Source organism: Pseudodesulfovibrio aespoeensis Aspo-2 (assembly GCF_000176915.2).
Lineage (GTDB): Bacteria > Desulfobacterota > Desulfovibrionia > Desulfovibrionales > Desulfovibrionaceae > Pseudodesulfovibrio > Pseudodesulfovibrio aespoeensis.
The window spans coordinates 460,105-474,396 of the sequence record NC_014844.1 but is presented as its reverse complement, the minus strand read 5'-3'; the positions used below and the strand labels follow the sequence as shown (position 1 = coordinate 474,396).

At 47.3% G+C, this 14,292-nt stretch carries 14 protein-coding genes and 1 pseudogene; 12 read left to right on the top strand and 3 right to left on the bottom strand.

What is annotated here, in order from left to right:
* Window positions 1-333 precede the first annotated feature (333 nt).
* From DAES_RS17185 to DAES_RS02045, 5 genes are all read left to right on the top strand, one after another.
* Entirely contained in the window at window positions 334-1,551 is a 1,218-nt protein-coding gene (locus DAES_RS17185) for a site-specific integrase (protein WP_013513379.1), read from the top strand.
* A 174-nt stretch (window positions 1,552-1,725) separates the two neighbouring features.
* Window positions 1,726-1,944, top strand: coding sequence for a hypothetical protein (locus tag DAES_RS02065; RefSeq protein ID WP_041271315.1), 219 nt, complete (start codon window positions 1,726-1,728; stop codon window positions 1,942-1,944).
* Between the two features lie 207 nt (window positions 1,945-2,151).
* On the top strand, window positions 2,152-3,144 hold the full coding sequence (locus DAES_RS02060; protein WP_041271314.1) for a hypothetical protein: 993 nt from the start codon (window positions 2,152-2,154) through the stop codon (window positions 3,142-3,144).
* Window positions 3,145-3,431: 287 nt separating this feature from the next.
* Window positions 3,432-4,552 (top strand): IS3 family transposase gene (locus tag DAES_RS02050; protein ID WP_157864786.1). Its coding sequence is split into 2 segments (ribosomal slippage): window positions 3,432-3,708 and window positions 3,708-4,552, totalling 1,122 coding nucleotides; the frame shifts between segments, so codons are not numbered across the junction.
* A 492-nt stretch (window positions 4,553-5,044) separates the two neighbouring features.
* A complete protein-coding gene (locus DAES_RS02045) occupies window positions 5,045-6,793 on the top strand; it encodes an HD domain-containing protein (RefSeq protein ID WP_157864785.1) in 1,749 nt (582 codons plus the stop codon).
* On the opposite strand, the gene DAES_RS17180 is transcribed toward DAES_RS02045, so the two are convergent.
* The 3 genes from DAES_RS17180 to DAES_RS02040 all read right to left on the bottom strand — a co-directional run bounded on the left by DAES_RS17180 (window position 6,777) and on the right by DAES_RS02040 (window position 9,469).
* Window positions 6,777-7,331 carry an AAA family ATPase gene (locus DAES_RS17180; protein WP_013513374.1) on the bottom strand — a complete coding sequence of 185 codons (555 nt, stop codon included), beginning with the start codon at window positions 7,329-7,331 and terminating at the stop codon, window positions 6,777-6,779. The two genes, DAES_RS02045 and DAES_RS17180, sit on opposite strands and share 17 nt — an antisense overlap.
* A gap of 9 nt (window positions 7,332-7,340) precedes the next feature.
* Window positions 7,341-8,837 carry a B12-binding domain-containing radical SAM protein gene (locus DAES_RS17175; RefSeq protein ID WP_013513373.1) on the bottom strand — a complete coding sequence of 499 codons (1,497 nt, stop codon included), beginning with the start codon at window positions 8,835-8,837 and terminating at the stop codon, window positions 7,341-7,343.
* A 266-nt stretch (window positions 8,838-9,103) separates the two neighbouring features.
* The gene (locus DAES_RS02040) at window positions 9,104-9,469 is read right to left on the bottom strand and encodes an IS5 family transposase (RefSeq protein WP_013513372.1); all 366 of its coding nucleotides are present in this window, start codon (window positions 9,467-9,469) and stop codon (window positions 9,104-9,106) included.
* 432 nt (window positions 9,470-9,901) lie between these two features.
* Between DAES_RS02040 and DAES_RS17490 the strand changes: the two genes are divergently transcribed.
* From DAES_RS17490 to DAES_RS02010, 7 genes and pseudogenes are all read left to right on the top strand, one after another.
* A complete protein-coding gene (locus tag DAES_RS17490; RefSeq protein ID WP_157864784.1) occupies window positions 9,902-10,171 on the top strand; it encodes a hypothetical protein in 270 nt (89 codons plus the stop codon).
* 71 nt (window positions 10,172-10,242) lie between these two features.
* Window positions 10,243-10,479 (top strand): antitoxin VbhA family protein, encoded by a 237-nt coding sequence (locus tag DAES_RS02035; RefSeq protein WP_013513371.1) that lies wholly within the window; start codon window positions 10,243-10,245, stop codon window positions 10,477-10,479.
* Complete coding sequence (locus DAES_RS02030) at window positions 10,457-11,044, top strand: Fic/DOC family protein (protein WP_013513370.1); 588 nt, start codon at window positions 10,457-10,459, stop codon at window positions 11,042-11,044. The genes DAES_RS02035 and DAES_RS02030 overlap by 23 nt, the downstream gene beginning before the upstream one ends.
* 187 nt (window positions 11,045-11,231) lie before the next feature.
* Window positions 11,232-12,047: a radical SAM protein gene (locus DAES_RS17170; protein ID WP_013513369.1), complete on the top strand. Its 816-nt coding sequence runs from the start codon at window positions 11,232-11,234 to the stop codon at window positions 12,045-12,047.
* A gap of 3 nt (window positions 12,048-12,050) precedes the next feature.
* Window positions 12,051-12,971, top strand: a complete 921-nt coding sequence (locus tag DAES_RS02020) for an SPASM domain-containing protein (RefSeq protein WP_083808611.1) — start codon at window positions 12,051-12,053, stop codon at window positions 12,969-12,971.
* Complete coding sequence (locus DAES_RS02015) at window positions 12,968-13,957, top strand: glycosyltransferase family 2 protein (RefSeq protein ID WP_013513367.1); 990 nt, start codon at window positions 12,968-12,970, stop codon at window positions 13,955-13,957. The genes DAES_RS02020 and DAES_RS02015 overlap by 4 nt, the downstream gene beginning before the upstream one ends.
* 133 nt (window positions 13,958-14,090) lie before the next feature.
* A pseudogene (locus DAES_RS02010) lies at window positions 14,091-14,289 on the top strand (helix-turn-helix domain-containing protein); the annotation flags it as partial.
* Window positions 14,290-14,292 lie beyond the last annotated feature (3 nt).

The window sequence follows — 14,292 nt, the reverse complement described above, 5'->3', positions numbered from 1 at the left end:
AGGGACCCAAAAACAGGACCGAGGGACCCGCACAAGGGTCCCTCGGTCGTCAATTTTCGTCAATTTTCGACAGTATGAAAAAGGGCTGACTTGGGTAGAAACCCTTGTCAGCCCTTGATTTCCTTGGAGCCAGAACGGGGAATTGAACCCCGGACCTACTGATTACGAATCGGTATTTCTTTGAAATATCAAACCTTCACATTTGTACACAGCTCTTCACTAACACGTTGACAGTCCGATGTTTTATTTAATAGTTTAATTTGTGAACCTGCACAATCGTGCACAGAATATATAAACAGTTCACAGAGAAAAGTTGTACAGGAGTTGTACTGAATGACTGTTTGGCACAAGACAGATTTTCCTGGCGTAAGATATAGAAAACACAAGAAAAGAAGACATGGGGTCAAATATGACCAGTACTTCACGATAACCTACAAATTGAAAGGGAAAACGAAGTCGGAGGCTATTGGCTGGGCTTCGCATAAAGTGAGCGCTAAAGAGTGTGATGACATTCTTCGACAACTCAAAGCAAATCACCGCAATTGTGAGGGGCCTCAAACCTACTCCGAAATGAAGGAGGCCAAGCAGTATGCTTTTGAAGAGGAGAGGGACGTCGGCAGCGTTGAAGACCTTTTTGAAGGCTATGTTGATCACCTAAGATCCCAAAATAAAACATCTTGGAAAGAGGTTGCGCGTTCTTTACTTACTTCCCGAAATGTAACTCCTGCTGCAGACAATTTAGGTAGAAATCGGGCGGCAAATACAATCAGCAGTCGGGATATTCAGCGCGTTTTAGAGCAGGTTCACGCTGATGCGCCGTCCATGGCGGCGCACCTGAGGTCATATCTTCATGGGGCATTTGCTTATGGTATCTCGCGGGAATTTGACTACTTTCGCCCAAATCAGTGCGTCAAATTTGATTTGAAAGCAAATCCGGTTGCAGTTGTTCCCCGCAACGCAGCAGCATATCAACCTAGAAATCGGTTCTTAAGCTATGTAGAAATTAAACTGTTATGGGAAAACATGGATAAATACTGTACTGTCCAGACTGCTTCTTTTTTTAGGCTTGTTCTGGCGGTTGGTGGCCAGCGAGTTAAAGAAGTGCTCGAAGCTCCTTTTTCTGAATTCAATCTAGAAGAAATGATTTGGATTATTCCTGGCGAACGAACCAAGAATAAGAGGGAGCATGTTGTACCGCTTACTGAACGCGCTGTAAGTATTATAAAAAGCCTTAAGGGCGAGAGTCAATATCTTTTCCCGAAGCGTTGGCGTCCCAAGGAAACTATGCCTTGCACTAGTATTAATGACATTGTGAAAAAGTTTTGTGCTCATGAGGAAGTTGAGCTTTGGCGCCCAAGTGACATTCGCAGGACGTGTCGAACCCATTTGTCTGATGCTGGCTGCGCTCCATATTTACTTAATTGGCATTTTAATCATGGGGAACAAGGCGTGGGCGAAAAACACTATGACAAGTCTCAGCACGTGGCTGAGAAGCGGTTGGTAATGGAGATGTGGGATAAGTTGTTAAAAAACAGCTTGGAGAAGCAATAAAATTGAGTTACAGGATTTAGTGAGTGCAGCAATGCGCTCATTAGTGGACCACCGGGGGGCTAGGGATTAACCCACCTAGCGGAAACCCCAAGCTGGTTATGCCAGCAAAAGGAGAGAAACAACGATGGCTATGGCTTTCGTGGTCCTCTCCTTTTTGTTTTAAGGGTTAATAAAATGAACGAAAGTATTATCGAGCAACTGAGGGCAGAGATGCCTGCTATTTTTGCAGGTAAGACGGTTGATGAATACACCGGTGGAGCTGTGCGTTGGCGAACTCTGCAAAACATGAAAGCCCGCGGGGAGTTCCCGCAAAGCATTTTGCTTCGCTTTGGGAAGAAGGATGTGATCCAGCGGGATCGCTTTTTGGAATGGTTGAAAGAGACATTCGGGTAGACGCCTATGCTTACCCGAACAAAATATGATGACCTATCAGCAATGGTAGAGAGTAGGCCTAAGTGGCTACCCCTCTTTAGTCAGATAAAAGCGTCGTTCAATCATTCTTTCACAACCCGTATCAACATGGCGCCTTTATTCTTTTACCAAACTCGACAGCCGCGAAGTAAGAGTGGCCATTTGCCTGTATTGAATAGGACATTTTGCGTGTGTAATGGCTTAGTTGCCTCTGTTTCGATCCTGCCCGGTAGGGTGGAAATCATAAAGGGTCACCAGGAAGGGGAGTGGCAGGACTACTACCCAGGCGGAAAGGAAGAAATTCTTCTGGAAGTCCTCAAGAACATGGCGGCAACCACAGGAAGAGCCACTGTACTGGATAGCCATATGACCGTGATTTTTTCGATCCGCGAGATTAGAAGAGAACTAAGAAGGGTGGGGCATACGGCAAGCCACGTCGAGGTTCTAACGAGCCTTCAAATTCTGCGGAGATCTTCGTTTATCCTCAAAAGCGAGCTGGGCACTAGTTTTGAGGAATCATACATTTTGGGCCTAGGCGTGATGGGGGAGGGCAAGAATAAAAAAGTGGTGGTGAGCTTCAACACCCTCACCACTGCGGCCGTCATAGATGGCGACTTTAGAATTCTTGATTATGAGACCTCGATCCGGATCAGCACCTTGGGTCGCAAACTCCTAGAGCGGATTGTTCATACTCATAAGCAGCTCGACGGTAAGGGCTATAGTTTTGGACTTATCCAATTTCTCACTGGTGCAGGGTTTGCGGTGGGTAAAAGGTTGCGCGAATCGCTGCGGCAGCTTCGAGTCGCACTGGATCAAATAACTTTGGACGCCCGATTTTCGGAGAATAAAACAGAATCTGAGAAATTCCAACGAGAGATCAAGGAACTAGAGAGATCCTATGCGAAAAAGTTGGCAGAGAAGTCGGGATACGAAGATATCAGGCGGCAGATTTTGAACCTACAAATTCGGCTCGACAATCCAAACATAGGTAAACCGCGCTGCAAGTTTACCAGCTACAAGATAAAGCCGGTCTATCAAGCCGGAGGTAGGAAGAAGGTCGTGGACTACGTGGTGACGGTGTACCCGACCAGTCCTTTTATCAACGAAATCAAAAAGGCAAATTGGCAACAGGGCGAGTTCAAAAAAGCAAAAGCAAGAGCCGAACAAAGCACTCAAAAATGAAGATTACCCCTTCAAGCGCTAGCAAAATCATCAACGACATATTGTCTGGGACAACCCAAGCCCCCTGCTTCTGCGAGTTTCTCACACAACTCTTTCCAAAAGACGATATCCCCGACTTCACCTCGCAACTTCACCGATGGATGTCAGGACGCGCGTGCGCCTCTGCCACCCACAGCCTGATCAAATTGTTTCCGTTTTCTCAGCTGGTACATACTACGCTTTCCCCCGAAATTCGGACCACCCGGTTAAGGTGGAATCAGCGTCCTTAAACCGATAAGGAAGGACGTATGACAAAGAGCAGCAAAAGACGGAAACAGTCGGACAAGTTCAAGGCCAAGGTCGCGCTTGAGGCGATTCGTGGCGTGAAGACGCTGGCGCAACTGGCTGCGGAGCACAAGGTGCACCCAAACCAGATTTCCACGTGGAAGCGGCAGCTTCTTGAGAATGCCGAGGGCATCTTTTCCAGTGGCAAGAAAGCCAAGGGCCAGGAAGAGATCACCGCACCTTTATTTGAGGAGATCGGTCGGCTCAAAATGGATATCAAGTGGCTTGAAAAAAAATTGTAAGCCTGCCGCTTGAGCTGCGCCGCCAGTGGATCAAACCGGATCGGGAGTATTCCATCCGGCGGCAATGCAAGCTGGCAGACATTTCCCGTTCGGGATTTTACTACAAGCCTGAGGCCGAATCCGATGAAAATTTGGCCCTGATGCGTCTGATCGACGAGCAGTACCTGCGTCAGCCTGATTACGGCTCGCCGCGCATGACAGATTGGCTGAGGACACAAGGGCATCAGGTCAACCACAAGCGGGTTGAGCGACTGATGCAGATGATGAGTTTGCAGGCTATTACTCCAGGGCCGCATACGAGTGTCCCCAACCCGGAGCATCCCGTGTTTCCTTATCTGCTGAAAGGAGTTGCCATTGAACAAAAAAATCAAGTCTGGAGCGCTGATATCACCTACATCCCCATGCAGCGCGGCTTTCTGTACTTGGTGGCAGTGATAGACTGGTGGAGCCGCTTCGTGCTGGCTTGGGAGCTATCGAACTCGATGGATAGTTCTTTCTGCGTGGATGCGCTCAACAAGGCTTTGCGCATCTCTACGCCGGAGGTGTTCAACACGGACCAGGGAGCGCAGTTCACGAGTCGTGAATTTACCGGAGTTCTGCAGAGCAAGGGAATTGCAATCAGCATGGACGGCAAAGGTCGCGCAATCGACAACGTCTTCATTGAGCGGCTGTGGTGGACGGTGAAATATGAGGATATTTACCCCAGGGCGTACTGTGAAGGAATCGAGCTATACCATGGGCTTACGTGCTATTTACGGTACTACAACGAGGAGCGCGGTCATTCGTCGTTGGACAAAAGAACTCCCGCTGACGTATACAGGGGCAACTTGAATGTTCATTGACTTGGCTCGTAGCCGTTGCTCCGCTCCGCCCTCGGCCCTTCGGGCCGCCCCTACGGGGACGGGCTACGCTCCACAACGCTATGGCGACCCGCCTCCTCGGAGGCACAAACTCGGACGCCGGGCTCCACCTTAAAAAGACCGATCAGTGGTCCAAAGGATGGGTGGAGGCGCAAAGGTCATTATGCCAGTCCACTTGGATTCAAATGATCACGCCAAAGCAGAAAGCCTCACTCAAAAATGGGAAGCACGGTTTTCAGGCGAAGCGATATCGGAGAGGCGGACTTTGAGAATTTGAAACTAGCTTTGATCGTTCAATCTGCAGTGAATAGGAATTGCTCCCAGAAAGGCGAGTCTGAGCGTGCTAGAGTTAAGGGGCGAAAAAATATAGAACAGCAGCTGAGTTGCTTCACGGTTTGTGGATAGATCTTCTTATGTTTCGAACCACTTATTGTGTTGTTCTTGAACCGAATCACTATGGTCAATGGTGCTTAAATGTATGATTTATCAAATGAAATATATGTTTATAAAGCGAGCCTGCCCTTTATGGAGGCGGCTAAGGACACGGCCAATGCCCTGCAAATGAACGATCATGGGCCACTCCACGCCCAGCGGGTGTACATGAATGCCAAGTTACTTTGCTCTCTTTTTGACATCTCACCGCACGAAAAAGCTCTTTTACTCGCTGCCTCACTTCTCCATGACATTGGGATGGCAGACGACAGAGACAATCACCACATCGTCGCACATGATTTAGTGCTTGAGCTCTCTGAGTCTGGAGAACTCCCTTTCTCCGCCGAAGAAGCCCATGTAGTTGCCACCCTTTGTAAATGGCATAGAAAAGATTTCGATCCGGATGAAGTGGAGGAGCAATTAAAAATTAGGACGGGCCTTTTGGCCTCAATGATACGCATTGCTGACAGTATGGACTTAGACTACAGAAGAAGTCCCGATTTCCAAGGATCTCGAGAAAAAATCATCGAAAGAATAAACAAAGACCAGATTCCACATCATTTGAGCGTGCTTAGTATTATAGCTCTTAGGTTGCGCGTGAATCATATTGGGACCAAACTGGAACTTTTCGTTGAGAATTTCAAATTAGCAAGCCTGCAGATTGACCGACTGATAGAGGAACTGTTGGGAATTCGATTTTCTTGGCCTGTGCAACTGGTCCCCATTCACCCATCTTTACCTCAAAGCAGCCTAGAGGTCGCATCCAAGAAGAAAGCTATCGTATTTGCCTACTGCAACGCGCATGGCTTAATTTCTGCTTCAATCACAAAAAAACAACTTGAGCAGCAAGGCTTTGAAGTGACGACGATTTGCAATCACAATAAGACTTTTTCAACCACAACATTTTGGAAGGAAACATTCCAAGATTTTGACTTCAGAGAATACAGCTCGGTATCACTTTTAGACCTATATTTGTCCCCCTCACTGCTCGACGTCACTCTTAAGAAAATCCAAGAAAATTCAAATTGTTCTTGGCATTTCGCATCTCCGCTCGCGATCACTGGGATCGAAGTAAAAAAGATGATTTCAGCAGGGATCAATCTCTATTTGTGTGATGAACGGGCTCTATTCACGGGCAACTCGCTCGATTCAAATTCGCTTTTTTGGATGAAAGTGGCCGGTTTATGCAACTTCGACAATCCTCACGTAGCAGGTATAACAAGAGAAGAGCATGACGTTGCCATGGGGATAAGATATGAAATCATGGTTTCTGGGCAAGAGAAAAAAGAAGATGACCATTATGAGCAGCTGATGTCTCTCATCATCCAAAATAATCTAAAGCACTTCACGTCAAAAGCTACAGATTTCACAAAAATCATAGCTGAAAAAGGATTAACGGGAACGCGACACGGAAGAGTTCTAGTCTTTAAGACAAGTAATATAAGTGGACGTTCCGTGTACGACTTCATCCACAAGGCAATTGTGAACCAAGGGGTTAGGCCGTTTGAAAACAATGAATTTGAAACACCTTTTGCAATCTTCCCTCAGGTTTTTCAAGGCGTCGTTCGAATTCTTTTTATAAGCTTTTTTAGTAGATCAGAGAAAGCTTTCCCAGTTAGGTACTTTCTTGATTATGATGAAAATTCTGTCGGAAGTACTTCAACAATATGGCAATCCTTCGCCTCCGAGGAGTTAGCGTTGGAAGCCATCAATACGACTTTAGCTCGAATCAATGACCACTTCCAAGAGCATTGCGACATACCAGTTGAGTCTCTTAAAGACCCAGATTAAGCAGTATTTCCTTGATGCTAGCCCTTCGGTCACTTTCACGAAGAACTAGCACGTTTGAATCGCATCTCCCTAAAAGCTGCTCAATACTCGTGTTGACGGCCAGTTGAAAGCCCATGTCCTCAGGACGTTCTCCATCTGGGACAAATGGAATTCTTCCTAAAGGAAGATAAATGTGCCAATCGTAGTTAGCACTCGCCAGTTCTACACATTGATTAACATATACTTTTGTTTCTTCATCGTCAGTTCCATCTCTATGAAGCCAGTGAGCTGCCAGGTCTAAATAAGACCTGTCAGTAACCAAGCTATCCAACGTTTTTTCAACACGTTGCTTTTCCTCTAGAATAGCCCATTGCATTTTTCTCATCTGCTCTTTATTGCACCCTTTACCGTCAGCTCTCAGGCCGAGATTGCGAAGCAATGACCGAATATCCACTCGTGCACACGAAGCGTCTATCTGCGACATGCTACTGCAATCCAACAAATCGTTCATTAGGGTAGTCTTTCCGGTTGAGGAGGGGCCAGTTAATGCTATTTTCATTGAAACAACCTATCCTTCAATGATTGTTTGATGTAGTCGGTTACGATATTCAAGCATACTTTTCTTATCAATAGAGCATGGCAATAGCTCTATCACACCTGAGTTCAACTGAGCATCAAATTCACTCTTTGTCAGTCCAGGGCGATAATACCCATGACGCCTTTCTTGATAATAGTTGTCAACTGTTTGAAAAGCTTTTCCAAACATCTTGCCGATTTCTTTAAGCCTGTCATATGAATATGCCGCACTACTATTGACGGGAAATATGTGCCTTTCTGCCCACTCCGGTGATCTGCAAACTGAACCACCATGTTTGAGAAGGATTGGTTCGATCGACTCCTCAAGTTGTGTGCCAGGGCACACCAACAATGGATATGCTGAAATTGAATGAAGGTAACGCTCACTGCTTGACAAAAAATCAAATGTTTCAAGCAAAGTAGTATCCCTTTCTCCTGCATAAAAAAGGATGTTAAGCTTGATAATTAAACCAGCTTGATGGGCGGCCAACAAAATTTGTTTTGCATCGTTAAGATAGCTTTCCGGTGTTTTAGTTTTCTTCATTGCCAACAAAATTTCGGGAGCTCCGCTTTCGAATCCAAGATCAATAACCGCCGCCCCGGCCTCAACAAGCAATGGGATGTCGTCTGGCGACAAAGTATCTACACGAGTTTGAGCTCTCCATTTGAAACAAAGTCCTTCCCTATTCCTTTCAGCCTTCAACAACTCAATTTCTTCTTTCTCCATCCGAAAAATGGGAGACTGGAAATAAATCGAGATGTCATTTTTTTCATAAAATTTGACTAGTTCCTTTGCTTCACCTAAAATATTGACTACTGATTTCTTTATATATCTACGTTTTATGTTTGAACAAAACCTGCAATGAAAAGGGCAACCTCTTGCCACTTCAATTGAAGCAGGAAAAGCTTTAGCATTGCAATACAGCGAATAATCTAGCCCTCCGATCTCTTCTACATTATATTCTGAACAAGAAGAAAAAGTAGATACTTTGTTGTCACGGCTTTTAACCCAAATCGGATACTCTCGGCAAAGTGGCTCCAAATCCTTTTGAGCAATACAATGCCGAAGTATAGCTAGTGTTGTTTTTTCTGCTTCGCCATAGACTACAACATCGATCTCAGGGATATCATCGAACACCCTCTCCCCTAATCTACCGACATGATCTTGTCCTCCAACTACAATTGGTGTGGTCGGAAATTGTTCACGAATGCGAGTTGAATATTCTTTTAAATTATTATAGCTAAAACCGCTGATGCAGGAGAGTGCTATCACATGAGGTTTGGCATCTAAGAGCCACTCAAGTGCTCGATCCACTGCCTCTGCTCGAGGCAGAGGTTGGGTGTCAAAAACTTCAGCCTTAAACCCATGTTGAGAGACATAGGTTGCTATGGACAGCAGGCCATAATTAAGAGCAATTGAAAAAGGCAGAGCCCGATCAGATTCTTTTTTCGTAGCATCCAAAGGAATAGATAACAGTGCAAGATTCATATTCACCACAGCTTGAAAGGGACAATTTTCGGCACTCAGACGATGCGAAAACCATATACATCAAACGCGATATAGACGTCGATACCTTTTATGAGGCTTCTGCACGGCAAACTTACACTTTTCTCTTAAAACATTCGGTTTATTATGCTATTCTTTCTTTATTCAAAGTAGGAGGGTATGGCTATTCGACAGAAGGGGCCTCGGTTGGGCGATTACTTCCTGGAGACCTCTGCGCGTCACCGTGCATGTGACCGAGGCTTCAAAGATCAGCAGTGCGCCTTCCTCGCCGATACGCTTGCGGAAATAGACCAAGTCTGTGGGGTCGCAGGGAAACTTCCATTGAAAATGTGTTTCGCCGCAGAAGGCCTATAGTAGGGATTGCGGACCCATTCCTCAATGACGCGTTCGTCGCTCAGGTTTTCGAGTCGCTTGAGGATCATGAGGCCGGCCATGAGCCGGATGGGCTTTGCCGGTCGGCCATGCTCGCTGTAGAGACCGGGAAACTCCTGCTCGAACCGCTCCCAGGAGATGGCCGCCGCGAGCTTGAGCAGAGGATCCTTGGGATTGAGTTGATCGATGAGGTCCTCGTAGAGAAAATTGCCCTGGTCATTTCTGGCGGGTTTGGCCTTCATGAGCACTCTCGACCCGGCGTGCGCGACCGGTTTCTTGCAGAATTACTACAGTTACTGGTCAAGAATGAAACATTGAGGATCCAATTTTGTCTTTCTGTTTCAGGTTGTTGTGAATTTGTCAGGGCCGACTGATGTTTGGACCAACGCCCGAATTGCCCCGGCATACAACCGGCATCCCCCAATCGCCCGCCAGGCACAACGTGGGAATATCAGATGAGGAATTCGCTACATTCATCCCGGACGAAGCTAGGCAAGAGAAGGCCGTCGTCTTCGATTTCTATGACGCTCCCCCGCTGTGGCTTCGATGAAAGGAAGCCCGTCCCTGATTCTGAAGGCATGGAGAAATGTCCCGGCTAGAGGTTGGCTTTTCTGGCATCCCGATTATGCCCATGTCGATTACTACGAGGTCGATCTATCTCACCGAAGATGACCATGCCCCTGCTGCCGACAGAACATTTCCTCAAAGACGAACCCTCGCTGGCATATGCGTTGGACGGCCTCACTGAAACGAGTCCACTTCCCATCGTTGATTTGACAGCTCGAATTGCCTCAGCTCGGCTCCAGAATGAAAAGAAAATCGACATATTCGAACGCACATTCCCATCAAGAGAAATCGAAATCGAGCTTTCCCCGTTTGGAATCCAGCTGGATGACATATGGGAGGCACTGGGCGAAGTGGGATGCACTCTCCGATTGGTTTAGCTCTTGAGCTTCATCGACTTGCCGGACTCGTAATATTTGCTTTTCCCTTCCAGAATGATTAATCTTGATGGATGAAAAGCAGTCGTAAATACACCTTCGCAAAGGCCAAACGCCCAAAAACGAAAGTCGAAGTCTTGACTCGCCGCTTCATGCACGCCAAGGCCTCGCTTGAGATCGAAGGATTCCAACTGACCAGTGAAGAGATTGCCGTCTTCGAAGAGTGCATCAACAAGGAATGCACCCTAGAAGAACGCAGCAAGCGGTTGAAGGAACGCTTCCCCAATTATGACTACGCGATACGCGCATAAAGACGCATACACATACGAAAATTCGTCCGTCCTGAAAAACAAGGCCGGCCACAGAGACCAAGAGGCGCTTGATAAATTCGAGCGCCTCTCAGTTGCCAACCGCATGGTTGAAGACCCGCCCAACGGCAACTTCGACTACCAGCACATCAAAGCCATCCACCGTCACCTGTTCCAGGACGTCTACGACTGGGCCGGGGAGGAGAGAACCGTTTCCATCAGCAAGGGGGAGACTCTATTCTGCAATCCGCGTTTCATCGCCAACTCAGTTACGACCCTGACCGCCGAACTGGCACAGGAAAACCATCTCAAAAACAATTCTCCAGAAAAATTCGTTGAACAGGCAGCATACTATATGCTGGAACTCAACGTTGCCCACCCTTTCAGGGAAGGAAACGGGCGCACGGCTCGCTACTATCTTTCCCTGCTGGCCCACAACGCAGGGTATGACATTGACACGGAAAAGCTCAAACACGGCTGGCTGGACGCATGCATCGAAGGAGTGGCCGGGAGCGAACAACCCATGTGTGACTTGATTGCCAGTGCTTTAATTGTGTACGAAGACTAAACCTCAGCCAAAGGCATTTTTCATGATGCACCATGCGCCACCAAGGACATAGAGAAAAGGGACGAAGAAATAATTCCAAAATGTGAAGTCTTTATATCAACCTGAATTAGAATGAACTCATCGACGATTCTACCTCTTATTTAAAAAAACACTCCGTCATAACTCACCGTTCAGACACTAAAAATCTATGTTTTCTCCGACCCATCTCTACTATCTCATGTCATTGCTTTGCAACGAACGCTGCTCAAAATGCTCTCATTGGACATTTACTGATCATGGTCTTCAAGTGCCCTTGATCGCAGTCATCGACGCAATTCACGACCTGGAAAAAGCACAAGAACTTTGCATTGTTGGAGGCGAGCCACTCGTTTACAAAAATAGAGTTCTCAACCTGTTGGAAGGAATTGCCGACACATCTGTACGTACAATCCTCATCACCAATGGAGTAGCTTGTACGCCTCAATTCATTGACCGCGTTCGGGATTTCAACCTGCATATCATCTTCTCCCTCGACACGATCGATCCCACCTTCTGGAAATACGTTCGAGGGACGGACTCTTACGATCGGGTCATGAAGCATTTTCATTATGCCGTTAACCAACTCGCCCCTGAACAACTTAGTGTCCAGTCGGTTCTCGCCCAAGAGACTGTGGAGCATGTTCAGGCAGTTGGGGCATTTTGCCGTGAATTGAATCGCTTCCACTCGGTGCAAAATTATATTCAGCAGGGCTTTGAAGGCGAGTGGACAGAACTCCCCGAATCACTCTCTGCGCCCGTCCCAACGGACCGATGCCAAGCCGCAGGGCGTAATCTCTCCATCATGCCTGACGGCAGCGTCTTGACATGTTTCCAACAACCACTCATGCATGGCTGCGACCAACCGCTCGGGAGACTCGGTGAAGCGTCCATAATATCCATGTTGTCTTCAGTCTATTCATCAAACGTGCTTAATTGTATGAAGACATGCAACCTCCCCTGCAAAAAGTTGAAGTGCAACCAATAGACAATGAAAGAACTCATCATCGAACTAAGCCACAATTGTAATCTAGCTTGTATCATGTGCGGTTTTGGAGGTAAGCCTGCGAGTCCCAAACGGTTCATAACATGGCAGACCCTCAATCTCATACTCGACCAAGTTCCATCCGTCCCAGAGCGAGTTCGCCTAAACGGAAGAGGAGAAAGCACGATCCACCCTGCGTTCATCCCCATGATGGAGCATGTTCAGTCGCGATACCCGCAATCTATCATAAATCTATTCAGCAACCTGATGGTGACTAACAAGGACTTGGTCTATTCCCTGGCTGAGAAAGAGGTACAGCTTTTCATTTCAATGGATAGCCCGAATGCACTAGAGCTTGAATCAATTCGCCGAGGTGCGCGATTTTCAATCCTCGAAAAGAATATAAAGAGACTTGCCATAATGAAACGTAGGCCTCACGTAGTTTTCACCATACAAGAGGCCAACCTACACAGAATGGTCGACATGGCTCGATACTGTATCGATAGGAATATGCACATAATTTTCAACACAATTCGAAGAGACGAAGGAATTGAGCCATTCATTGAAATGGTACAAAACAAACGCGAAGAGCTTGCAGAGGCGTATCGGTTGATACATGCTTTGTATGATGGGACGGAATTAAATTGCCTTCTCCCCAACTCAATCCAAGGTATCATCATACAAGAAAATGGCACGAACCAGACGTTCGGCGGCAAAAAAGAATGCCCAGCTCTTCGCGAGGAGCTATGTATTCTTCACAATGGGGCAGTTACACCTTGCAACATGTTCAACCCCTACGAGTATGGAAACATCCTGCAGGAACGCTTGGGTGTCATCCTCGAAAGCGAGAAGCGCCGATGGTTTCTCGAAAACAACAAAGCTCATTCCTACTGCGCGAACTGCGCCTGTATGGGAGGTACCGCATGAGTTGTCTTACCAGCCTCCCCTATGGTCAGATATTCGACTACTGGTGGCAAGCCTTGAAGGGGGAGCCCAACCGGATTCGTTTCTTGCTGACCAAAGCTATTGAAGTCTCGGCCTTCAGAAATAGTATCAGTCAAAACAAAAAGCTTGCTCGCAAGGAAGGAAAGGTCAACTTCCCACTCAAGCTGGTACCTAATGAAATATATCAGAGGTCGGCCCCGGCTGTCGTCGTACCAGCTTACCTCAAAACCGCCGCTGATCTGGAAATGCTGAACGACTTGGTCTCACGCTTGAAGAATCAAACGCTTGGCGGTCAGATCATAATTGTTGACGATGCGTCGCCAATCCCATGTCCCCTCTATCCTGACATCGAGCTCCTGCTCTTGAATAGCAATTCAGGCCCAGCCGTAGCTCGAAACAAGGGGATGGAGAAAGCGCTTGCGCTTGGTGCGGACTTCATAGCCTTCACAGATTCTGACTGCCTCCCCTCTAAGGATTGGCTCAAAGCTCTCCATGATGGCTACATCGATTCTCCATACGTACATCTGCTGTCAGGCATCACTCTTTCCCACGACCGTTGCTGGCTTGGGAAGTACCATGAGCGGAATGGGACACTCAACGGGCGCAGACTCACAGAGACCGACAGGCTCCTCTACGGCCCCACATGCAACCTCGCTATCAGCGCCCACGTCGCCAAGATCATGCGTTTTGATGAGCAATTCCCGCTTGCCGCAGCCGAAGACATCGAGCTTTGCTACCGAGCCAACAAAAAGGGCTGGGCAATCGAGCATTGCCCCAATGCTGTTGTCCACCATAATTTTGGCTATGAGTCTCTCCCGCGCCACCAAGCTCTCATGAAATTCTGGAAACAGTTCCGTAGGTATGCAGAAGGGGAGAAACTTTTGCTTACACGGCATTCGGAATACTATGACGCTTTTATAAATAGTGAAGAGGTGGTCGCGAGTGAAATTGCTGGCACCAAAGTGTGAAATTCCCCGAGAGCAGCTTAAGTGAAGTAGTTTCGATTTGATCTGATAGTTCCTCTTGAAAATCAAGAGGTTCTCCCTTTTGATGGAAATGTCGAAGACCATCAAACTGAGCCCAGCGCTCAAGGAGAACCTCATGTCCAGCTTCAATCACAACGTCATAAAACACAAGGTCGGGTTGCTCAATCTGACGGAAGAGCTCGACAACGTTTCGAAGGCCTGTCGGCTGATGGGCTTTTCGCGGGGCACCTTTTACCGATACCAGGCAGCCAAGGAAGAGGGCGGCGTCGAAGCATTGCTCGACAATTAACCGGCGCAAACCGAATCTGGAGAACTGT